The sequence below is a fragment of the Mammaliicoccus sp. H-M34 genome, assembly GCF_022386495.1.
GTDB lineage: Bacteria > Bacillota > Bacilli > Staphylococcales > Staphylococcaceae > Mammaliicoccus > Mammaliicoccus fleurettii.
Map to the genome: position 1 here is coordinate 1 of NZ_JAJNIK010000012.1, position 23,587 is coordinate 23,587.

25 protein-coding genes and 1 rRNA gene are annotated in these 23,587 nt (G+C 32.9%); 25 read left to right on the forward strand and 1 reads right to left on the reverse strand.

All coding sequences use genetic code 11. The features are described 5' to 3' along the window. From rrf to rsmI, 10 genes are all read left to right on the forward strand, one after another. Nucleotides 1-84, forward strand: a 5S ribosomal RNA gene (rrf, locus tag LQ608_RS12575); the annotation flags it as partial. A 196-nt stretch (nt 85-280) separates the two neighbouring features. Continuing rightward, the gene (locus LQ608_RS11695; RefSeq protein ID WP_275583105.1) at nt 281-1,624 is read left to right on the forward strand and encodes an aminotransferase class I/II-fold pyridoxal phosphate-dependent enzyme; all 1,344 of its coding nucleotides are present in this window, start codon (nt 281-283) and stop codon (nt 1,622-1,624) included. Continuing rightward, nucleotides 1,625-2,245: a dTMP kinase gene (gene tmk / locus LQ608_RS11700; protein WP_078358391.1), complete on the forward strand. Its 621-nt coding sequence runs from the start codon at nt 1,625-1,627 to the stop codon at nt 2,243-2,245. Nucleotides 2,246-2,278: 33 nt separating this feature from the next. Beyond that, nucleotides 2,279-2,608 (forward strand): cyclic-di-AMP receptor, encoded by a 330-nt coding sequence (locus tag LQ608_RS11705; RefSeq protein ID WP_078358390.1) that lies wholly within the window; start codon nt 2,279-2,281, stop codon nt 2,606-2,608. A 52-nt stretch (nt 2,609-2,660) separates the two neighbouring features. Beyond that, nucleotides 2,661-3,587 (forward strand): DNA polymerase III subunit delta', encoded by a 927-nt coding sequence (locus LQ608_RS11710; RefSeq protein WP_078358389.1) that lies wholly within the window; start codon nt 2,661-2,663, stop codon nt 3,585-3,587. Between the two features lie 4 nt (nt 3,588-3,591). Beyond that, complete coding sequence (locus tag LQ608_RS11715; protein WP_239752057.1) at nt 3,592-4,398, forward strand: PSP1 domain-containing protein; 807 nt, start codon at nt 3,592-3,594, stop codon at nt 4,396-4,398. A 14-nt stretch (nt 4,399-4,412) separates the two neighbouring features. Next, the gene (yabA, locus tag LQ608_RS11720) at nt 4,413-4,748 is read left to right on the forward strand and encodes a DNA replication initiation control protein YabA (protein ID WP_078358387.1); all 336 of its coding nucleotides are present in this window, start codon (nt 4,413-4,415) and stop codon (nt 4,746-4,748) included. A gap of 47 nt (nt 4,749-4,795) precedes the next feature. Next, a complete protein-coding gene (locus tag LQ608_RS11725) occupies nt 4,796-5,524 on the forward strand; it encodes a tRNA1(Val) (adenine(37)-N6)-methyltransferase (RefSeq protein ID WP_239752059.1) in 729 nt (242 codons plus the stop codon). Then, nucleotides 5,517-5,765: a GIY-YIG nuclease family protein gene (locus tag LQ608_RS11730; protein ID WP_239752061.1), complete on the forward strand. Its 249-nt coding sequence runs from the start codon at nt 5,517-5,519 to the stop codon at nt 5,763-5,765. Before LQ608_RS11725 ends, LQ608_RS11730 begins: the two co-directional genes overlap by 8 nt. 1 nt (nt 5,766) lies before the next feature. Beyond that, nucleotides 5,767-6,609, forward strand: a complete 843-nt coding sequence (gene rsmI, locus LQ608_RS11735) for a 16S rRNA (cytidine(1402)-2'-O)-methyltransferase (RefSeq protein WP_239752063.1) — start codon at nt 5,767-5,769, stop codon at nt 6,607-6,609. A 60-nt stretch (nt 6,610-6,669) separates the two neighbouring features. On the opposite strand, the gene LQ608_RS11740 is transcribed toward rsmI, so the two are convergent. Beyond that, entirely contained in the window at nt 6,670-6,945 is a 276-nt protein-coding gene (locus LQ608_RS11740; protein ID WP_078358383.1) for an AbrB/MazE/SpoVT family DNA-binding domain-containing protein, read from the reverse strand. A 233-nt stretch (nt 6,946-7,178) separates the two neighbouring features. Here LQ608_RS11740 and metG point away from each other — a divergent pair, with 233 nt between their 5' ends. From metG to LQ608_RS11815, 15 genes are all read left to right on the forward strand, one after another. Beyond that, nucleotides 7,179-9,173, forward strand: coding sequence for a methionine--tRNA ligase (gene metG, locus LQ608_RS11745; RefSeq protein WP_078358382.1), 1,995 nt, complete (start codon nt 7,179-7,181; stop codon nt 9,171-9,173). 21 nt (nt 9,174-9,194) lie between these two features. Beyond that, nucleotides 9,195-9,959 carry a TatD family hydrolase gene (locus tag LQ608_RS11750; protein ID WP_239752066.1) on the forward strand — a complete coding sequence of 255 codons (765 nt, stop codon included), beginning with the start codon at nt 9,195-9,197 and terminating at the stop codon, nt 9,957-9,959. Between the two features lie 54 nt (nt 9,960-10,013). Then, nucleotides 10,014-10,556: a ribonuclease M5 gene (rnmV, locus tag LQ608_RS11755; RefSeq protein ID WP_239752068.1), complete on the forward strand. Its 543-nt coding sequence runs from the start codon at nt 10,014-10,016 to the stop codon at nt 10,554-10,556. Between the two features lie 4 nt (nt 10,557-10,560). After that, a complete protein-coding gene (gene rsmA, locus LQ608_RS11760; protein WP_239752070.1) occupies nt 10,561-11,451 on the forward strand; it encodes a 16S rRNA (adenine(1518)-N(6)/adenine(1519)-N(6))-dimethyltransferase RsmA in 891 nt (296 codons plus the stop codon). Between the two features lie 99 nt (nt 11,452-11,550). Beyond that, on the forward strand, nt 11,551-11,814 hold the full coding sequence (gene veg, locus LQ608_RS11765; RefSeq protein WP_016999916.1) for a biofilm formation stimulator Veg: 264 nt from the start codon (nt 11,551-11,553) through the stop codon (nt 11,812-11,814). A 147-nt stretch (nt 11,815-11,961) separates the two neighbouring features. Then, nucleotides 11,962-12,810 (forward strand): 4-(cytidine 5'-diphospho)-2-C-methyl-D-erythritol kinase, encoded by an 849-nt coding sequence (gene ispE, locus LQ608_RS11770; RefSeq protein WP_239752072.1) that lies wholly within the window; start codon nt 11,962-11,964, stop codon nt 12,808-12,810. 70 nt (nt 12,811-12,880) lie between these two features. Next, nucleotides 12,881-13,705: a pur operon repressor gene (purR, locus tag LQ608_RS11775; protein ID WP_078358377.1), complete on the forward strand. Its 825-nt coding sequence runs from the start codon at nt 12,881-12,883 to the stop codon at nt 13,703-13,705. 17 nt (nt 13,706-13,722) lie between these two features. Beyond that, nucleotides 13,723-14,097, forward strand: coding sequence for a RidA family protein (locus tag LQ608_RS11780; RefSeq protein WP_078358376.1), 375 nt, complete (start codon nt 13,723-13,725; stop codon nt 14,095-14,097). Between the two features lie 60 nt (nt 14,098-14,157). After that, nucleotides 14,158-14,520 carry a septation regulator SpoVG gene (gene spoVG, locus LQ608_RS11785; protein WP_239752075.1) on the forward strand — a complete coding sequence of 121 codons (363 nt, stop codon included), beginning with the start codon at nt 14,158-14,160 and terminating at the stop codon, nt 14,518-14,520. 210 nt (nt 14,521-14,730) lie between these two features. Beyond that, complete coding sequence (gene glmU, locus LQ608_RS11790; protein WP_239752077.1) at nt 14,731-16,089, forward strand: bifunctional UDP-N-acetylglucosamine diphosphorylase/glucosamine-1-phosphate N-acetyltransferase GlmU; 1,359 nt, start codon at nt 14,731-14,733, stop codon at nt 16,087-16,089. Between the two features lie 46 nt (nt 16,090-16,135). Continuing rightward, the gene (locus LQ608_RS11795; protein ID WP_239752100.1) at nt 16,136-17,098 is read left to right on the forward strand and encodes a ribose-phosphate diphosphokinase; all 963 of its coding nucleotides are present in this window, start codon (nt 16,136-16,138) and stop codon (nt 17,096-17,098) included. Between the two features lie 130 nt (nt 17,099-17,228). Further along, complete coding sequence (locus LQ608_RS11800) at nt 17,229-17,876, forward strand: 50S ribosomal protein L25/general stress protein Ctc (RefSeq protein WP_239752079.1); 648 nt, start codon at nt 17,229-17,231, stop codon at nt 17,874-17,876. A gap of 131 nt (nt 17,877-18,007) precedes the next feature. After that, entirely contained in the window at nt 18,008-18,580 is a 573-nt protein-coding gene (gene pth / locus LQ608_RS11805; RefSeq protein ID WP_239752083.1) for an aminoacyl-tRNA hydrolase, read from the forward strand. Next, nucleotides 18,577-22,086: a transcription-repair coupling factor gene (gene mfd, locus LQ608_RS11810; RefSeq protein WP_239752085.1), complete on the forward strand. Its 3,510-nt coding sequence runs from the start codon at nt 18,577-18,579 to the stop codon at nt 22,084-22,086. Before pth ends, mfd begins: the two co-directional genes overlap by 4 nt. Next, on the forward strand, nt 22,070-23,581 hold the full coding sequence (locus LQ608_RS11815; RefSeq protein ID WP_239752087.1) for a polysaccharide biosynthesis protein: 1,512 nt from the start codon (nt 22,070-22,072) through the stop codon (nt 23,579-23,581). The genes mfd and LQ608_RS11815 overlap by 17 nt, the downstream gene beginning before the upstream one ends. Nucleotides 23,582-23,587 lie beyond the last annotated feature (6 nt).

Consider the following 23,587-nt stretch of genomic DNA (forward strand, 5'->3'; position numbering starts at 1 on the left):
TTCCCATGCCGAACACAGAAGTTAAGCTCTTTAGCGCCGATGGTAGTTGGGCTTACGTTCCGCGAGAGTAGGACGTTGCCGGGCAAATAATTATAAATGGATGCGATGAGCCGCACTCGAGACCTGTTAGGTCTCTTTTTTTTTTGCGAATTTTTAAGATAGTCTGAAAGTATTACTATTTATACTGATGAATAAGGCTTTTGCATATCCTTTCTATCTAATGACGACTATGATAATCATTGATATAATGATGAAGAATATAAAATAAGAGGTAATTGTTATGAATATAAATGAACAGCTTAACGCTCTACAGAATAAGGATGCTATCTCTCTCCACGTTCCAGGTCATCATAACAACACGATAGGATATTTAAAAGAGTTGAATATGGCGATGGATATGACTGAAATAACTGGATTAGATGATTTACATCAACCTGAGGAATGTATTCAAGAAAGTATGTCTCAGCTAAACAGATACTCTGATTATAGTGGCCAGTATTTAGTAAATGGTACAACAGTTGGGATATTATCCGTTATTTATGGTGTACAACATTTACAGGGTGAAATACTTATTCCTAGAAATGCTCACAAATCAATATACAATGCATTAAATTTAACAAAACAAGATGCAAAATGGATGCCAATGACTGTTTCAGAGAAAACAGGGCAGTATAATGGTGTGAATTCATTAGATAATCTTGATTTATCTAAAGTGAAGTTAGCTGTTTTTACATATCCAAATTATTATGGAGAAACATTTAATATTGAAGAGAGTATAAAAGTGTTAAAAAAACATCATATTCCTGTATTAGTAGATGAAGCTCATGGTGCTCATTTTGGTATAAGTCCATATTTTCCAAAATCCTCAATAGAGTTTGGGGCAGACATTGTTGTACAATCCTATCATAAAACATTACCAGCTTTGACGATGGGTTCTGTTATTTATATTAAAGAAGATTTAAGTTTAAAATCTAAAATTCAAGATTATTTAAAGATGCTGCAGACTTCCAGCCCATCATATTTAGTTATGTCAAGTTTAGAAAAGGCTGAACAGTTTTATAAAAAATATCATGATGAGATATTTAAAATGAATAGAAAAATATTAATAGATACTATGGAGCAAGTAGGATTTACGGTGGGGTGTCTAGAAGACCCTCTTAAATTAATTGTGTCTCATGATAAATTAACGGGATTTGAAGTGCAAAAAATATTCGAAGATTCAAACATCTATATTGAATTATGTCATAATCATTTTATTCTGTTGGTTCTACCATTGTGGCATCATTCGGATGAATTTCCTTTTGATCTATTAATAGAACGTATTAATCAATTCAAAATGAATTTTAAAAGTAAAGTAATAAAGAAAACATGCTTTAATTTACCTATACATTCGACTACTTACAAATATATAGATGTCGGTGATACGACAACAGTTGAGTTGTTTCAATCAGTAGGAAAAATTTCTGCTGTTGATGTTGTTCCATATCCACCAGGTGTACCAGTTATTTTAAAGGGAGAATATATTACCAAAGAAATCATAGATTCTCTGTTACAATGGCTTGATAAAGGTGGTAGAGTGGAAGGTATAAAAAACATGAAAATTAGCGTAAAGGATGAACAATAAATGGGTCAGTTTATAACATTTGAAGGGCCAGAAGGTTCTGGGAAAACAACAGTTATACATAAAGTTTTTGAGATGCTAGAAGATGATTATGATATATTGCTTACGAGAGAACCAGGTGGTATCAAAATAAGCGAAGCTATTAGAAATCTATTGTTAGATAGTGATGATGAAATGGATGAAAGAACAGAAGCATTATTATTTGCAGCTGCGAGAAGACAACATTTAGTAGAGAAAATTTTACCTCAATTAAATAAAGACGGTATTGTACTTTGTGACCGTTTTGTTGATAGTTCGTTAAGTTATCAAGGTTACGCTCGTGAAATTGGGGTAGAAGAAGTTAAGGCAATTAATGAATTTGCTATTGAGAGCCGTTATCCAGATTTGACTTTATATTTTGATGTACCTGCTGAAATTGGATTAAATAGGATTAAAGATAATCAGCGTGAGGCTAATCGTCTTGATAAAGAAAAAATTGAATTTCATCATAAAGTAACAGATGGTTACAAAAAATTGATTGCTGAGTATCCAGATAGAATTAAAGTTATTGATGCAACTCAACCATTAGAAAAGGTTATAGAAGAAGCGTATTTCATGATAGTAAAATTTCTGAAACAAGTTTAAAATATGATATAATATATAAAGAGGTGTTTAGTTATGAAAATGATAATAGCGATTGTCCAAGATCAAGATAGTCAAAACTTGTCAGAAGCACTTATAGAAAAGGATTTTAGGGCCACTAAACTTGCAACAACAGGTGGGTTTTTAAGAGCCGGAAATACAACATTTTTATGCGGTGTTAAAGATGAACGTGTAGATGAATTATTACGTGTAATCGATGGAACTTGTGGTAATCGTGAACAACTTGTTTCACCTATCACACCAATGGGTGGTAGTGCGGATTCTTATATTCCATACCCAGTAGAAGTTGAAGTAGGTGGCGCGACAGTATTCGTTATGCCAATTGAACAATTCCATCAATTTTAAGAACTGATTAGCTGCCGTTTGTGCAGCTTTTTTATTGCAAGGAGCGTAAAAAATGCAATTAACAAAAGAAATTGATCATTTATTAAGTGCTAAACAGTTATCTCATGCTTATTTATTTGAAGGAGATAACATGTTTGAAATGAAGTCTACAGCTATGTATTTTGCAGAACAGATATTATGTGATGCAGAACAAGCTTGTATTTCGAAAGTTCAAAGTTTTAACCACCCGGATTTCGTATATATACAAACAGATGAAACGACTATAAAGAAACAACAAATAGAAGAATTATTAAGAAAAATGAATCAAAAGCCAATAGAAAGTCAATATAAAGTTTACATTATTGAAGCTTTTGATAAACTAACAGTACAGGGTGAAAATAGTATATTGAAATTTTTGGAAGAACCACCTCCAAATACGATTGCCTTGTTGCTTACAACTAAGAAAGATCAAATATTACCAACAATACATTCAAGATGCCAACTCGTTCATTTTAAACCAGCATCGAAAGAAAATTATATAGAAGAATTAAAACTGTCTGGTATTTCTTCTGCGATTGCACATACACTTAGCTTTATTACTTCAGATAAAGAAGAAGCCATTTCACTAACTGAAGAGCAATCGTTTACACAACTAAGAAAATCAGTAACTAAATTAGCGGAATTAATGGTAAAAGATAAACAAATGGCGTTGATATATTTGATCGAATGCACAAAAATTGCTAATACACGTCCTTTACAGCAATTGTTTTTAAATAGTTTAAATACTTATTTTCAAGATATATTACATGCTAAAATACAACTAGATGTAATTAAAGCATATCCAGATTTAGAAGTAGAAATTGCAGAAATAAGTAAATATTTATCATTGAATGATATCTCGAATTATATACAAGTTATTACGGAAGCTAACCGCAAACTAGCTCAAAACGTTAATGCAACGTTAGTGTTAGAACAAATGGTTATAAATGGGAAGAGGTGATAGAATGTATGAAATAATAGGTGTTCAATTTCAAGTAGCTGGGAAAAAAGAATATTTCTCACCTAATGGGGAACGTTTTAAGGAAAATGATTTAGTAGTAGTAGAGTCTAAACGTGGGGTTGAACTGGGCCAAGTTAAACTAACTAACCGCCATGTTGGTAAAGACGATGTTGTCTTACCTCTTAAAGAAGTTATTCGACATGCTACTGAAGAAGATGTGCAGAAGTATCAAGATAATCTAAAAGACGCAGAAGATGCATTGTCACTGTGTAAAGAACTTGTTAAAAATCATGAGTTAAACATGAGACTTGTAAACTGTGAATATACATTAGATAAAAGTAAAGTTATTTTCAATTTTACTGCGGATGATAGAATAGATTTTAGAACACTAGTTAAATCATTAGCTTATGAATTAAAGACTCGTATTGAATTAAGACAAATCGGTGTCAGAGATGAAGCGAAATTATTAGGCGGAATTGGACCATGTGGTCGTTCTCATTGTTGTTCAACATTTTTAGGTGATTTTGAGCCAGTTTCAATTAAAATGGCTAAAGATCAAAATCTATCTCTAAATCCAACTAAAATATCAGGTGCATGTGGTAGATTAATGTGTTGTTTAAAATATGAAAATGACTATTATGAAGATGTGAGAAATGAATTACCTGATGTTGGTACAACTGTTGTTACGCCAGAGGGTGATGGTAAAGTGGTAGGATTGAATATTTTAGATATAACTATGCAAGTTAAAGTGAAAGGTTTCGAACAACTTTTTGATTATAAACTTGATGAATTACTTGAAGTCCATTCATAAGGGAGGATTATATTGTGAATAGGGACGAGTTGTTTGAAACGATTATGACACTAGAAAATGAACTTAAACAAATTAATGACCACATGGAAAAGTTGAAAAACCAGGCAGTGGAATTAGTTGAAGATAATGTTGCGCTTCAGATGGAAAATGATAGCTTGAAGAGAGTAATTGAATCTAATGAAGCGCCACAACAGAAAAAAACAAACAAAAAAACAAAGCCACTTCAAAGCAGAGACAATTTCGCTATGTTATATCATGAAGGATTTCACATTTGTCGTGGAGAATTATTTGGTAAACATAGACAAGGACAAGATTGTTTATTTTGTTTAGAAGTGCTAAATAGAGACTAAATGAATCAGGCATTTAATATGCCTGATTTTTTAAATGAGGTGTTTTAATGCTTAATTCAGGAGAAAGACTCGACCAATTATTAAGAGAGAAATATGAAATTATTCAAAATGATGAAGTGTTTTCATTTTCAACTGATGCGTTGTTATTAGGAGAATTTACTAGCGTACGTAATAAAGATAAAGTAATGGATTTATGTACAGGTAACGGTATCATTCCGTTGTTATTAGCTTATAAATCTCAATCAAGAATTAAAGGTATAGAAATTCAAGAAGCATTAGTAGAAATGGCTCAAAGAACATTACGTCATAATCAACTTGAAGATCAAATTTCGATTGAACATATGGATTTAAAAAATGTGTCGAATACATATATGCCTTCTACGTTTGATGTAGTGACAGTTAATCCACCATATTTTAAAGAAAATCAGCAAATGCAACATCAAAAGGAAGCACATAAAATAGCTAGACATGAAATATTGTGTACGCTTGAGGATGTCGTAAAAGCGAGTAAGCATTTATTGAAACAAGGTGGTAAATTGGTGATGGTTCATAGGGCAGAAAGACTGATGGATGTCTTAAGTCTGTATAGACAATATAATATTGAACCTAAAAGATTAAGAATGGTTTACAGTACGCCGAAAAAGACAGAAGCAGTCACGATATTAGTTGAAGGTCGAAGTGGTGGTCAGGTTGGTTTGAAAGTAGAACAACCGTTTTATATCTATGATGCAAATGGTGAATATTCAGCAGAAATGAAGGCTGTCTATTATGGATAAACATTATACATATATATTAGAATGTAAGGATCATACACTATATACTGGATATACAACAGATTTGGAAAGAAGATTGAAAGTTCATAACGATGGGAAAGGTGCTAAATATACAAAGATTAGACGTCCTGTTAAGCTTGTATATCATGAAATATTTGATAATAAGTCAGAAGCATTGAAAAGAGAATATGCACTTAAGCAATTAACTAGAAAGCAAAAACTAGCACTTATAAAGGATGAGTAATATGTCTATATTATATTTAGTGGGAACGCCAATTGGAAATTTAGAAGATATCACATATCGCGCAGTAAGGACTTTAACTGAAGTGGATTATATTTTTTGTGAAGATACACGTGTGACAGCTAAACTTTGCCAACATTATCAAATACAAACACCTTTAAAGTCTTATCATGAACATAATAAAGATAAGTCTTCAGAACAAATTTTAAGACTGTTAGAAGAGGGTAAGCAAATTGCGTTAGTTTCTGATGCAGGTTGTCCTTGTATTAGTGACCCTGGATATGAACTTGTGAATCAAGTGAGAGAGCAAGATTTCCGTGTTGAAACAATTCCGGGACCAAATGCTGCAATAACAGCCTTGATGACAAGTGGACTTCCATCTTACAAATTTGTATTTCTAGGTTTTTTACCAAGACATGCTAAAGAAAAACATGAAGTCCTTCAAAAATGGATGAGTAGAGAATCGACATCTATGATTTACGAATCTCCTTATAGAATTAAACAAACTGTACGAGCCATTGCTGAGATAGACTCTGAACGAAAAGTAGCAATAGGAAGAGAGCTCACTAAAAAGTTTGAACAAGTTGAAACGAATCAAATAGAAGTGATAGAACAAATGTTAGAAGAAGAGAAGATTCCACAAAAAGGCGAATTCGTTATTTTGATTGAAGGAATAGATGAATCTAGTCAAGAGACTCATTGGTGGGAAGGCATGGATTTAAATCAGCATGTCGAAATTTATATAAAAGAACATGATATGAAATCTAAGGATGCCATAAAACAAGTATCTGTTGATAGAAAGATGAAAAAAAGAGATGTATATGAGTCTTATCATGTCGAAAAATAAAAAAGGAAAATTTAAAGTACGGTGTACTTTAAATTTTCCTTTTTTAATATGGACCTTTTATTATTTTGATTTGTTTTCAATCTCGTTAATTAATTGCTGAGCGCCTTCTTTACTTAAGACGATTTTACCATCAGCTAATACAAAATTTTCCTCTGAAACATCGCCAGTAACTTGACATGTCATGTTAGGTGAATATTTCTTTAAAATAATTTTATCATCATCAGTATAAATCTCCAAAGCATCTTTCTCAGCGATGTCTAATATGCGTCGTAATTCGATTGGAATTACTACACGGCCTAGTTCATCTACTTTACGCACGATTCCAGTTGATTTCATCATTTTACCTCCGTTTAATAAAACCATAATTATCTAATTCGACATTCATTCGACAATTATATAAATAGTATACTAATATGAATTCAAGGAAATGTCAATAATACAATATATTGCAAGCGTTTAATTTTTCAAATAAAAAACAATTCATGAAGCCCTTACTATAATAGGGGAATATTGAAAAAATGCTTAATTTTCGGTATATTATATAGATAAGATATTAGGAGGAAACGCCGATGACGAAAGAAACTTTTTACATTACGACGCCGATTTATTATCCGAGCGGGAATTTACACATAGGTCATGCGTATACAACGGTTGCTGGTGATGTAATTGCAAGATATAAACGATTACAAGGTTATGACGTTCATTATTTAACAGGTACAGATGAACACGGACAAAAAATTCAAGAGAAAGCTAAAGAAGCAGGCTTATCTGAAATAGAATATTTAAATGGCATCATTGAAAGTATCCAATCTTTATGGAAAAAATTGGACATTTCAAATGATGATTTTATTCGTACTACTGAAGAGAGACATAAACAAGTTGTTGAAAAAGTTTTCGAAAAATTATTAGCACAAGGCGACATTTATTTAGGAGAGTATGAAGGTTGGTATTCTATACCAGATGAGACTTATTATACTGAAACACAACTTGTCGACCCAGTATATGAAGATGGGAAAATTGTCGGAGGTAAAAGTCCTGATTCTGGTCATGAGGTAGAACTAGTTAAAGAAGAAAGTTATTTCTTTAAATTGGATAACTATTCTGATAGATTATTGAAGTTCTTTGATGAAAATCCAGATTTCATTTTGCCGATTTCTCGTAAAAATGAAATGATTAATAACTTTATTAAACCTGGTCTTGAAGATTTAGCTATTTCTAGAACTACTTTTGATTGGGGTATTAAAGTGCCATCTAATCCTAAACACGTTGTATACGTTTGGATTGACGCGCTAGTGAACTATATTTCTGCGCTTGGTTACTTATCTGATGACGATGAGCTATTCAAAAAATATTGGCCAGCCGATGTGCATTTAATGGCTAAAGAAATCGTTCGTTTCCATTCAATCATATGGCCGATTCTATTAATGGCGTTAGACTTACCTCTGCCAAAACGAGAATTTGCTCATGGTTGGATTTTAATGAAAGATGGCAAGATGAGTAAATCTAAAGGTAATGTTGTTGATCCTAATGTATTAATTGATAAATATGGATTAGATGCTACAAGATATTACTTAATGAGAGAGTTGCCATTTGGAGCAGATGGTGTATTCACACCTGAAGCATTTGTTGAAAGAACGAATTATGATTTAGCGAATGATTTAGGTAATTTAGTTAACCGTACGATTGCAATGGTTAATAAATACTTTAATGGTGTTCTTCCTAAATACAAAGGTAAACTACATCCGCTTGATGAAGAAATAGAACAAATGGCCTTAGACATAAAAGATAATTTCTATTCATCCATGGAAAATATGCAGTTTTCAGTTGCTTTAGCTGAAATATGGAAATTAATTAGTCGTACAAATAAATATATAGATGAAACGACGCCATGGGTGCTTGCTAAAGATGAAAATGAACGAGAAATGTTAGAAAACGTAATGATTCATTTAGTAGAAAACATTAGATTTGCTGCTGTATTATTACGTCCATTCTTAACTCACGCACCATATGAAATTTTCCGCCAATTAAACTTGGAAAAAGGTAAACTTGATACATTTGAAAGTATCGAAACTTACGGTGCTATAGATCAAGACATAAAAGTAATTGATAAACCTGAACCTATTTTCCCAAGATTAGATGTTGAGCAAGAAGTTGCTTACATTAAAGACTCTATGCAAGGTGGTACTTCAACTGAACCAGAAGAAGAGGCAGAACCTGAAGTAGAAGAAGTAAATGCTAAACCTGAAATCACGATAGATCAATTTGATAAAGTAGAAATCAAAGCAGCAACAGTTACAGAAGCTGATTATGTAAAAAAATCAGATAAATTGTTAAAAATTAAAGTTGATTTAGGATTCGAAAAAAGACAAATTGTTTCAGGAATAGCTGAATTTTATAAACCTGAAGATATCGTAGGTAAAAAGGTTGCAGTAGTAACAAATTTAAAACCTGTAAAATTACGTGGTGAACTATCAGAAGGTATGATTTTATCTGCCGAAAAAGACGGTACACTTACATTAGTAAGCTTACCTAATGCGATACAAAACGGATCTATCATTAAGTAAAGAATTGGAAGGATGGTTCGAATGCTAATAGATACACATGTCCATTTAAATGCCGACCAATATGACGAGGATTTACAAGAAGTTATAGACAGAGCATTAGAAGAAGGTATCGATAGAATGTTCGTTGTTGGATTTGATACAAAAACAATCGAAAGAACAATGAAACTGATTGACCAATACGATTTTATTTATGGAATTATTGGTTGGCATCCTGTCGATGCGATTGACTGTACAGAAGAACGTTTAGAGTGGATTGAAGAGCTTTCTAAGCATCCAAAAATTATTGGTATAGGTGAAATGGGACTAGACTATCATTGGGACAAATCACCTAAGGATATTCAAAAAGAAGTATTTAGAAAGCAAATAGCATTAGCTAAACGCGTGCAACTACCTATTATTATTCATAACAGAGAAGCGACTCAAGATTGTGTAGACATTTTAAGGGAAGAAAGCGCAAGTGAAGTTGGCGGTATTATGCATAGCTTCAGTGGTTCAAATGAAATAGCTGATGAAATATTAAAAATGAATTTTTATGTTTCATTAGGTGGACCAGTTACCTTTAAAAATGCTAAACAACCTAAAGAAGTAGCTCAACATGTACCTTTAGATAGATTGTTAGTTGAAACGGATGCGCCTTTCTTATCACCTCATCCTTATAGAGGAAAGAGAAATGAACCAGCGCGCGTTAAACTTGTTGCTGAGCAAATTGCTGAACTACGAGGACTTTCATATGAAGAAGTTTGTGAAGCAACTACAAAAAATGCTGAAAGATTATTTAAATTATAAAATAAGATGCCCCAAAACGGTTGTTTTGGGGCATCTTTAAAAAAGGAAGATATCATGAAGATAAATGAATTTGTTGTAGTAGAAGGGCGTGACGACACAGTTAATGTGAAGCGTGCTGTAGACTGCGATACGATTGAAACAAATGGTTCCGCAATAACTAAAGAAACACTTGAGGTTATAAAGCAAGCTCATGAAAAACGAGGTGTGATTGTATTAACAGATCCTGATTTCCCGGGTGATAAGATTAGAAATACAATTAAGCAATATATACCAAGCGTTAAACATGCATTTATTCCAAGAGAAAAAGCTAAAAATAAAAGAGGGAAAATTGGCGTTGAACATGCGTCTTTAAATACGGTTAAAGAGGCATTGCTTAATGTTAGTTCTCCTATGGAAGCTAATATAGAAACGATAGACAAGTCAGTCTTAATCGATTTAGGATTAATTATAGGTAAAGACTCAAGAAGAAAAAGAGAAAAGCTTTGTAGTAAATTAAATATTGGCCATTCAAATGGTAAACAATTGCTAAACAAATTAAATGCCTTCGGTTATACTGAAAAAGATGTAAAAGAAGCACTTGGATATAAAGAGGAGTGACAGGATGAACGATAAAGATATTGCAACACCAAAGCGTACAAAAGCATTGCTTGATCAATATGGTTTTAAATTCAAAAAAAGTTTAGGCCAGAATTTCTTAATTGATACGAACATTATACAAAACATTATTTCTGCTAGTGATATAGACGAAAATACAGGTGTAATAGAAGTAGGTCCGGGTATGGGGTCTCTTACAGAACAATTAGCTAGAACAGCTAAGAAAGTGTTAGCTTTTGAAATTGACCAAAGGCTTATCCCAGTTTTAGAAGATACATTGAGTCCATATGATAACGTTACTGTTGTGAATGAAGACATACTAAAAGCTCATGTTGAACAAGAAATAAAAACACATTTACAAGATTGCGATAAGATAATGTTGGTAGCCAATTTACCATATTATATAACAACTCCGATATTGATGAATTTATTAGAGAATCACCTTCCAATCGATGGTTATGTCGTTATGATGCAAAAAGAAGTTGGAGAACGTTTAAATGCACAAGTCGGAAGTAAAAGTTATGGCTCATTATCCATAGCTTGTCAGTATTATACTGAAACTGAACGTGTTTTAGTCGTCCCTAAGACTGTCTTCATGCCTCCACCTAATGTCGATTCAATTGTAATTAAATTGACTACTCGTAAAGAACCTATTGTAGAAGTAGACGATGAAAAATTATTGTTCACACTCTCAAAAGGTGCATTTGCACAACGTAGAAAAACAATTTTAAATAATTATATTAGTACAATTAAAGAAGGTAAGTTGCATAAAGATGAAATTCTTGAGTGGTTAAGTGCTTCAAACATAGATCCTAAGCGACGTGGGGAAACGCTAACAATACAAGAATATGCACATCTTTGTAACAATTTGAAAAAATACCCAAATTTATCTGTATAAATATATTGACAATGCGTTCTCTAATTGATAAAATTTAAATTTTATTTGACAAAATTCCACTTTCGTAGTATAATTTTATTTATAGCGAGGTGGGTCAATATGCCGAAGACTTTAGTAGACATCAAAAAAATATTAGATTGTCAATTAGGAAATCGTATTGTACTTAAAGCTAATGGAGGACGTAAGAAGTTAATTGAGCGCAGTGGCGTGCTTAAGGAAACGTATCCATCAGTTTTCGTGGTCGAATTAGATCAAGAGAAACATAATTTTGAACGTGTATCTTATACATACACTGATGTATTAACTGAGAATGTCCAAGTAACTTTTATGAATGAACATAAAGAAGAATTTATAGTTCAGTAAATTAAAGTATTTAATAAAAAACTCTACGCGATATGACTGTGATATGGCGTAGGGTTTTTTATTATGCGAAAAATAGGATAAAGCTAATACTTTCTAACTTTTATTTATGGTAAAATCATAATAATAAGTTTTAGAGAGGGCAAGTATATGATTTATGAGACTGCACCAGCAAAAATTAATTTAACACTAGATACATTGTACAAACGCGATGATGGTTATCATGAAGTAGAGATGATAATGACAACAGTCGATTTAAATGATCGATTGACTTTCGAAAGTAGAGATGACGGTAAAATTATAATTGATGTTGAACATAATTTCGTGCCAAGTGATCACAGAAATCTAGCATATAAAGCAGCGAAATTGATGCAAGATAAATACAATATTAAAGAAGGTGTGAAGATTTCATTAGAAAAAAGCATACCTATCTCTGCAGGATTGGCAGGTGGTTCAAGTGATGCAGCTGCAACATTTAGAGGCTTGAATGAATTGTGGGGTATAAACGAACCACTGGAATCTTTAAGTGAACTTGCATCAGAAATTGGATCGGATATATCTTTTTGTATTTATGGAAAGACGGCATTGTGCCAAGGTAGAGGTGAAAAATTAACACACCTTCCAAAACCACCTTCTGCCTGGGTAGTTATCGCTAAACCGGATATCGGCGTATCAACACCTGAAATATATGGGGCTTTAAATTTGGATGACAAGATTGAAGTGCGCACACAAGACTGCCGAGATGCTTTAGAAAAAAACGATTATGGAGTACTATGCCAAACACTTGGTAATAGTCTTGAGAAGGTCACGATGAAGTTATATCCCGAAGTTGAAAAGCTAAAGAACACTATGAAAAACAGTGGTGTGGATGCTGCACTAATGAGTGGAAGTGGACCAACTGTATACGGCTTTGTGCAAAAAGAACGACAAGCTAAGCAAGTGTACAACGCTTTAATGGGATGTTGTAATGACGTTTATATTGCACGTCTTCTTGGCTGATTTTGTAGAACACGTACAATTATAGTATAATTATTCTTGAAAATACGTAATAGAGATTGGGGTTTTATAAATGCGTTTTAAACGAAGTGAAAGAATCGTTTATATGACACAATATTTATTGAAACATCCGAACGAACTAGTACCGCTGACTTATTTTGTTAATCATTTTGGTCAGGCAAAGTCGTCTATTAGCGAAGACATACAAATTATCAAAGAAACGTTTAATGCTGAAAGACTTGGTATTATTGAGACAACTGCAGGAGCAAGTGGCGGTGTTACTTATCGCCCTAAAATGTATGTTGAAGAAGCGCGTGAATTGATAGCAAAGCTATGTGAATTGCTAAAAGAGAAAGAAAGACTGCTGCCAGGCGGATATTTATTTATGTCAGATTTAGTAGGTAATCCTAAATTATTAAATCAAGTAGGAGAATTAATTGCTACTATGTACATGGATGAAGAACTTGATGCGGTTGTTACAATAGCGACAAAAGGGATTTCTTTAGCTAACGCAGTTGCAAAAGTACTTAATTTGCCAGTTGTTGTTATAAGAAAAGATAATAAAGTTACTGAAGGATCAACAGTATCGATTAACTACGTTTCGGGTTCATCGAGAAAGATTGAGACAATGGTATTATCAAAAAGAACATTAGCTGAATATTCGAATGTACTAATTGTTGATGATTTCATGAGAGCAGGTGGCTCTATAAATGGCGTAATCAATTTGATGAATGAGTTTAAGGCTACAGTAAAAGGGGTATCAGTACTTGTAGAATCAAAAGAAGTTAAACATCGATTGATTGAAGATTATACATCTTTAGTTAGATTATCTGACGTAGACGAATACAATCAACAATTTTCAGTAGAAGAAGGCAACTGTTTGAAAAGATTTAATTAAAAGGAGAGATATTCAACATGAAAAGTATTAACGCAGCAAACGCTCCAGAAGCATTAGGGCCATATTGCCATGCAGTAGTAGTAGATAGTTTAGTATTTACTTCAGGTCAAATACCATTAAATCAGCAAGGTGAAGTCGTATCAGATGATGTAAAAGCACAAACGAAGCAAGTACTTGAGAATTTAAAAATAGTACTTGAAGAAAGTGGCGCTACATTAGATAGTGTCGTTAAATCATTAATCTTTATAAAAGATATGAATGATTTCCAAGACATCAATTCCGTTTATGGAGAGTATTTTAATGAACATTTGCCTGCTAGAAGTTGTGTGGAAGTCGCACGTTTACCAAAAGATGTAAAAGTTGAGATTGAAATGATCGCAAAAATAAAATAACTAACTTCAATTAATATGATGCTGCTACTTTAAATAGACAAAACAGGGGGCACACAAATCATGAAGGTAACAGATGTGAGATTGAGAAAAATTCAAACAGATGGAAGAATGAAGGCGTTGGTTTCAATTACTTTAGACGATGCCTTTGTTATTCACGATTTAAGAGTAATTGAGGGAAATTCAGGACTGTTTGTTGCTATGCCTAGTAAACGTACACCTGACGGGGAGTTTAGAGATATTGCGCATCCTATTAACTCTGAGATGAGACAAGAAATACAAGAAGCGGTTATGAAAGTTTATGATGAAACTGATGAAGTGATAATTCCAAAATCAGCTCAAGAAAATTCTGAAACAGAAACTGAAGAATCAGAAACTGAAGAATCAGAAACTGAAAAAGAAGAAAACGAAGAAAAAGAAGAATAACATATCCAAAACAATATAGTTTTGTTGAAATGTTAAAAACTGTCGAAAAGTATGAGACTTTCCGGCAGTTTTTTTGTGCGATTTTATAAAATATTTAAAAAAATGATTTATTTATAACAAATTTATTCTTTTAAAAATAACTCTTCCTTGATAGTCATATGAGAATTAAATTATAATATAATAAAGTGTGTATAAATGGAGGTATTTGTAATGCAAAAATATGCAGTCATATTAGCTGCTGGTAAAGGTACAAGGATGAAATCTAAACTTTACAAAGTTTTACACCCGGTAGCTGGTGAAGCAATGGTTCAACATGTTATTGATAGCGTTAAAAATGCTGGTGTAGAAACAGTAGTTACAGTTGTTGGACATGGAGCAGAAAAGGTTAAAGAAACTATTGGTCATGCATCTCAGTTTGTACATCAAGAAGAACAATTAGGAACGGCTCATGCAGTTAAAACTGCTAAAGATATATTGGGAAATAACAAGGGCACAACAATTGTCGTTTGTGGTGACACACCATTAATTAGTGATGAGACTATTAGCTCACTGTTAACATTTCATGAAAATGAAAATGCTGTAGCAACTGTATTATCTGCAAAAGTGAGTAATCCATTTGGTTATGGTAGGATTATTCGAGACAAATCTGGTTTAGTGTCAGAAATTGTTGAACAAAAAGATGCTACAGAAGGGCAAGTTGAAGTAAACGAAATTAGTTCTGGGATTTTTGCATTTGATAATGAAAAATTATTCGAAACTTTAGAAAAAGTACAAAATGATAATGCTCAAGGTGAATATTATTTACCAGACGTTATACGAATCTTAAAAGAAGAAAATGAAAAAGTGGCTGCATACATTACAGATGACGTAGATGGCATTATGGGTGTGAATGATAGAGTACAACTAGCAAAAGCAGAGCAGAAAATGAAAGAACGTATTAATTTACAACATATGATAAATGGTGTGACAATTGTTGATCCTGCTACAACTTATATAGGAAAACACGTTGTGATTGGTGAAGACACAGTAGTTGAACCAGGTACAAGAATTGCTGGCAAAACAATTATAGGAAAAAATGTTGCGATTGGAATGAATTCTGACATCAAAAATAGTACAATTAAAGATAATGCAACAATTAAGCAATCTGTGATTACAGATTCTGTTGTAGGTGAATTTTCTACAGTCGGACCTTTTGCACAATTAAGACCGGGTACTGAGTTAGGTAAAGAGACAAAAATTGGTAACTTCGTAGAGACTAAGAAAGCAGTCTTGAAAGATGGCGCCAAAGTTTCTCACTTAAGTTATATTGGAGATGCAGAAGTAGGCGAAAGAACAAATATTGGCTGTGGCTCAATAACTGTTAATTATGACGGGGTAAATAAATTCCGTACCATTATAGGAGATGATGCGTTTATTGGATGTAATTCAAATCTAGTTGCACCAGTAGAAGTTGGAGATGGATCATTCATAGCAGCAGGTTCAACAATTACAGATGATGTGCCTGATGAAAGTTTAGCGCTTGGTCGTGCTAGACAAACTACAAAACAAGGATACTACAAAACGAAATAAAAGGAGCCGTCAAAAAATGAGTCAAAATGATATTGGAGGAACAGAAATGTTGAATACTGAATATAAGAACTCTTCATTAAAAATATTTTCACTTGAAGGAAATCAGCCTTTAGCACAAGAAGTTGCAAATCTAGTAGGAATTCCATTAGGGAAATCGACAGTTAAGAGATTTGCTGATGGTGAGGTTCAAATTAATATTGAAGAAAGTATTCGTGGTTGTGATGTATTTATTATTCAACCAACATCAAATCCAGTAAATGAACACTTGATGGAATTATTAATTATGATTGATGCTTGTAAACGTGCATCAGCAGCAAACATTAATATTGTAATGCCTTATTATGGTTACGCTAGACAAGATCGTAAAGCAAGAAGTCGTGAACCTATCACAGCTAAACTTGTGGCAAACATTATTGAAAAAGCTGGCGCTAGTAGAATGATAGCACTTGATTTACATGCTCCTCAAATTCAAGGGTTCTTTGATATACCGATTGATCATTTAATGGGCGTACCAATTTTATCCAACTACTTCTTAGAAAAAGGTTTGGACCCTGAAACAACAGTTGTTGTATCACCAGATCATGGTGGAGTAACAAGAGCTCGTAAAATGGCAGACCGTCTTAAAACACCTATAGCAATTATTGATAAACGTCGTCCAAAACCAAATGTCGCAGAAGTGATGAATATCGTCGGGGACATAGATGGTAAGACTGCTATCATTATCGATGATATTATTGATACAGCTGGAACAATCACTTTAGCTGCTGATGCACTCGTTAAAAAAGGTGCAAAAGAAGTATACGCATGTTGTACTCATCCAGTATTATCTGGCCCTGCAAAAGAACGTATCGAAAGTTCTCAAATTAAAGAATTAGTTGTTACAAACTCTATACAGTTACCAGAAGATAGAAAACCAGCCAATGTTAAAGAGTTATCTGTAGCAGAATTATTAGCGCAAGCTATCGTGCGTGTGTATGAACAAGAATCAGTTAGTGTGCTATTTGATTAATTTTTAATATTCGTGTATAATAACAAACGGTTCATTTTAATGGACTAAATAACCACTTACAAGCAACATTTAATGTTGATGGGTGAGTGTAGGAGCGCATATTGCGCAAGTATGAAAGGTGGAAAAGATAATGACTTCATTAAAGTCAGTTATCCGTCAAGGTAAACAAACTCGTTCTAGTTTACGTAAATTAAGAGCTTCAGGTGTTATTCCAGCAGTAGTATACGGTTACGGTGCTAAAAATACATCTGTTAAAGTTGATGAAATTGAATTCATCAAAACAATTCGTGAAGTTGGACGTAACGGTGTTATCGAATTAGGCGTTGGTTCTAAATCAATCAAAGTTATGGTTTCAGATTATCAATATGATTCTCTTAAAAACCAAATCACACATGTTGACTTCTTAGCAATCAACATGAAAGAAGAATTAACTGTTGATGTACCTGTTTTATTAGTAGGTGAAGCAGCTGGTGCTTCTGAAGGTGGCGTAGTTCAACAACCATTATTCAACTTACAAGTAACAACAACTCCAGATGCAATTCCTGAAAATATCGAAGTTGATATTACAGAATTAGGTATCGGTGATAGCTACTTAGTAGGTGACTTAAATGCAACTGAAAAATATTCTATCGAAAACGATAAAGAAGAAGCAGTTGTAACAGTTGTTCCTCCAACAGAAGAACCTGATGAAGACGCTGAAGAAACTGCAGCTGAAGAAGCAGATGCAGTAGCTGAAGAAGAAGCAGACAAAGAAGAAGCTGAAGAAGAAGAAAAATAAGCTTCTAAATAGCTTGAGAGGCTGAGACAAATTAATTGTCTCAGCCTCTTCTTTTTATTTAAGTATAGTTAGATGAAATAAATCATAAAAATGCTATAATATATACTTAGTATTAATATGGAGGTTACAACATGAAATGTATTGTTGGACTTGGAAATATCGGAAAAAAATATGACCGTACGCGTCACAATATAGGATTTGAAGTAGTTGATGAACTAGTGGAACGCCATCAATTACAAATAGATAAACAAAAATTCAAAGGTGCATATACAATAGGATTAATTAACGGAGAAAAAGTAATGCTTATTGAACCTATGACTTTTATGAATTTATCTGGTGAGGCGGTAAGACCGCTTATGGATTATTACAATATAGATATAGAGGATTTAATTGTACTATATGATGATATGGACCAATCTCAAGGACATTTGAGATTACGTCAGAAAGGAAGTGCTGGTGGCCATAACGGTATGAAGTCATTAATTCAACATTTAGGAACAGATCGATTTAATAGAATAAGAATTGGAATTGATCGCCCTACTAATGGTATGAGTGTACCTAGTTATGTACTTCAGAAGTTTTCTGATGATGAAATGATTACAATGGAAAAAGTAATTGACCGTGCAGCTGATGCTTGTGAAGCGTTAATTAAAGGTGAAACTTTTCAAAATGTAATGAACCAGTATAATGGTGAAATAAAATGAAACATGTTATGCATGAAATCATACAAGCAGATGAACGTTTTCAAGATTTAGAACAAATTTTTGGAGAAAAAAATATACTTGTTACAGGATTGAACCAATCTAGTAAGGCATTGCTTATATTAGAACAATATCTTAAAAGTGATAAACAATTAGTAATAGTTACAAACAACTTGTATCAAGCAGATAAATTAGAAGCAGATATTCTGCAATTACTACCTCCAGAAGAAGTGTTTAAATTCCCTGTACAAGATATTATGATTGAAGCATTTTCTACACAAAGTCCAGACTTAATGAGTGAAAGAATTAGAACATTAACCCAGCTTGCACAAGACAAGAAAGGGTTATTTATCGTACCCATTAATGGACTGAAAAAACAATTAACGCCAAAAAATATTTGGAATGAACATTATAAATCAATTAAAATTGGCGATGAGATCGATTTAGATGAGTGGGCCAAACAACTCGTAGATATGGGTTATAAGAGGCAGACATTGGTTTCTGCAATCGGTGAGTTTTCTATTCGTGGTGGTTTAATTGATATTTATCCTGTAACTGGGGATCCAGTTCGTATTGAATTGTTTGATACAGAAGTAGATGGTATGAGACTGTTCGATGTAGAAACACAACGTTCTTTAGATAATATAGAACAAGTAGAAATTACGACTGCAAGTGATTATATCTTCACTAGTGAACAAATCAATCGATTGTCTGAACGAATGGAAGAATCTTATGAAACAACCCGTCAAAAATTACCTACTGAAATACGTCCTGACTTAAAAGATACGTATCAAAATATATTGATGCAAAGTGATGAATTGAAAGATCATCAAATTTTAAGACGTGTTATTGCATTTATGTATGATGAGATAACAACTTTAACGGATTATTTAGCTGATGATGCACGCATTGTTGTAGATGAATATAATCGAATTAAAGAAACTGAGAAATCTCTAGATGTTGAAATTGAAGAGTTTACGCAATCGCTTATTGAATCTGGCCAAGGATTTGTAGGTCAACGTTTTATTTCTGAAAATGCATTTACTGATTTGTTAAATCAACATAAAGTTGCCTATTTCACATTATTTACGGCAAGTATGCCAGTAGAAATTGAAGAGATGGTTAAATTTTCGTGTAAACCAGTACAAAGATTTTATGGACAGTATGATATTATGCAATCTGAATTTGATCGATTTATGAAGCAAGGGTTTACTGTTGTATTGTTGGCTGAATCTGAAACGAGGAAGTCTAAAATTCAAAGTATGCTGACTGATATGAACATACCAACAGTAATCGATAGAGTTACAGAAGTAGGTCAAACAGGACAAGCTGTTGTAACTGACGGTGCTTTATCAGAAGGATTTGAACTACCTTATATGAATTTGGTGGTAGTCACTGAAAAAGAATTGTTCAAAGCTCGCGAACGTAAACAATCTAAGAGAAGACAAAAATTATCTAATGCAGAAAAAATAAAATCTTACCAAGAGCTTAATGTCGGTGATTATGTTGTACATGTTCATCATGGTGTCGGTAAATATTTAGGTGTTGAAACTTTAGAGGTTTCAGGTATACACAAAGACTATATTAAAATTCAATATAAAGGCACAGACCAATTGTTTGTACCTGTAGATCAAATGAATGATGTACAGAAATTCGTAGGTTCAGATGATAAAGAACCGAAAGTTAATAAACTTGGTGGTACTGAGTGGAAAAAAACAAAAGCGAAAGTACAAAAAAATGTTGAAGATATTGCAGATGAATTATTAAAGCTATATCAAGAACGTGAACAAGTTGAAGGATATCAATTTGGGCCAGATACTGAAGAACAAATGACATTTGAAATGGACTTCCCATATGAACCTACGCCTGACCAAGTCACTTCTTTAGAAGAAATCAAAGAAGATATGGAAAAAAGAAGACCAATGGATAGGTTATTATGCGGTGATGTAGGTTATGGTAAGACTGAAGTGGCCATAAGAGCGGCTTTTAAAGCTGTCATGGAAGGAAAGCAAGTTGCTATTTTAGTGCCTACAACTATCCTTGCACAGCAACATTTTGAAACCTTTAGAGAACGTATGCAAGAATATCCAGTTGAAATACAAATGATGAGTAGATTTAGAACGCCGAAACAAGTAAAAGAAACGAAAGCAGGCATTAAATCAGGATTTGTAGATATTGTTGTTGGAACACATAAATTACTAAGTAAAGATGTGGAATATAAAGATTTAGGGTTATTAGTAGTAGATGAAGAGCAAAGATTTGGTGTAAAACATAAAGAACGTATAAAAGCATTAAAAACAAACGTAGATGTACTTACTTTAACTGCAACGCCTATACCAAGAACACTGCATATGAGTTTATTAGGCGTAAGGGATTTATCAGTTATTGAAACGCCACCCGAAAATAGATTTCCCGTTCAGACATATGTTCTAGAACAAAATATGAGCTTTGTTAAAGAAGCGCTTGAGCGAGAACTTTCACGAGGTGGTCAAGCATTCTACTTATATAACAGAGTGCAGTCTATCTATCAAAAAAGCGAACAATTATCTATGTTAATGCCAAATGCAAGAATTGGTGTTGCACATGGACAAATGTCTGAGCGTGAATTAGAAGAAACGATGCTAAACTTTGTAGATGGCGAATATGATATTCTTGTCACAACGACGATCATTGAAACAGGTGTTGATGTACCAAATGCTAATACATTAATTATTGAAGATGCTAATAGATTTGGTTTAAGTCAGCTGTATCAATTGCGAGGAAGAGTTGGTCGTTCAAGTCGAATAGGATATGCGTACTTTTTACATGAACAAAATAAAGTATTAACAGAAGTTGCAGAACAAAGACTACAAGCAATTAAAGAATTTACTGAATTAGGTTCAGGGTTTAAAATTGCAATGCGTGATTTGAATATTCGTGGTGCAGGTAATCTTTTAGGAAGTCAGCAACATGGATTTATAGATTCTGTAGGTTATGATCTGTATTCTCAAATGTTAGAAGAAGCGGTTAATGTGAAACGAGGTATTGAACCTGAATCTGAAGTGCCGCAATTAGAAGTCGATATTAAAATAGACGCTTATATTCCGGCTGAATATATTAAGAATGAACAAGCTAAAATTGAAATGTATAAAAAGTTAAGATCAATTTCTACACAAGCTCAGCTAGAAGATATACAAGATGAATTATTAGATCGTTTTGGCGAATATCCTATAGAAGTGAAACGACTTTTAGACGTAGTTGAAATTAGGTTGAATGGTATTCACTTCGGTATTACAGAAATTAAAGAAGTGGTTAAAGTAATACAATTGACTGCATCTGAATATACTACAAACCATTTAAAAGGGGATGTGTTATTCAAAGTGACAGAACCTCTAGGTAGAAAGCTTAAAATAGCAGTTGCAGACAATCAAATGGTATTTAAATTGCAAAAAACGAAGCAATGGTTAGATGATTTGAAATTCTTAACTAAAGTGATAAATGAAAGTTTGGTAGATGATGACACAATCTAAACCTATTTTTAATAGTGTATTACTGTTAACAGGTACAATGATAATAGTAAAAATATTAAGTGCAATTTATAGAGTACCTTATCAAAACATTTTAGGTGACGAAGGATTGTATGCTTATCAACAAGTATACCCTCTAGTTGCGATAGTGAGTGTAGTTAGTTTAAACGCCTTACCAAGTGTAATGAGTGGTTGGATGATTAAACGAAACTATAATGAAATAGTTGGGATGTTCTGGTTCATGCAAATTATTTGCATGGTCATCGGTGTTGGCATATTTCTTAGTGCACAGCTTATAAGCGAATTGATGGGTGATTCGAACTTAGCTCCTATGATTCGAATGGCAAGTTTAGCAATGTTACCACTCGTTTTTATTTCGATGGTTCGTGGATATTATCAAATGAAGCATAATATGAATTATATAGCAGTATCTCAAGTAATTGATCAAGTGCTAAGAGTTGGTGTCATACTAATTGCAATCATCATCTTTATAACGATGGATATATCTATTTATCAAGCTGGTACGTTAGCTATTGCTGGATCTGTCTTAGGACTAATTTGTGTTGTTATATATTTCTTGTTTAAAAGAAAACCAAAATTACAGTTTTCCTGGGAAATAAAGATGAAAGATACTAAAAATATCATAACTATGACTATTTTGTATGCAATTTCTTATTTAATACTTATTTTGTGGCAAATTGTTGATTCATTTACGCTCGTCAATTTACTTCAAGACAAGGGATATACTTTTCATGAAAGTATAAAAGTAAAAGGTATTTTTGATAGAGGTGCTTCTCTTATACAGATGGGGCTAATAATCACGACAACTTTTAGCTTTGTTCTAATTCCGTTATTAACGGATCAACTGCAAAAGAAAAACAATAAGCTTGTAAATGAATATGCTAATACTTCTTTAAAAATAACTGTGTTGTTTAGTATGGCTGCAGCTATTGGTTTAATAAATTTATTACCATTACTTAATACAGTGTTCTTTAAAACAAATGAATTGATAGGGACACTAAGTGTCTTTATGCTTGCTGTTGTATTTGTTACTTTTATTATTATGTATACTGCTTTACTACAAGTGAAGCTAAAAAGAGGCGTATTATTTTCAGCGCTATTAATTGGCCTTATTTCGAAAATAATTGGCAATTATATCTTTGTCTTGAATTTTGGTATATTGGGTGCAAGTTTGTCGACGGTGCTTTCGTTAGCGATATACACGTTAGTCTTGCATGTGTTTGTAATGAAACTTTATCGATTCCAAAGTATGGGATTATTTATATTTAAAGTCATATCTCTTTTAATAATTATGTCAGTAATTGTGCAAACGATATTACTGATACATACAACATCAAGATTAACGAGTCTACTTTTAATGATTTTGGCGGGTATTGTTGGCGTAACAGTAGTCATAATAGGTATAATAAAAATGAAAATATTAATAAAAGATGAATGGAAACATTTACCTTTAATGGATAAAATAATAAAGGAGTAATTAAAT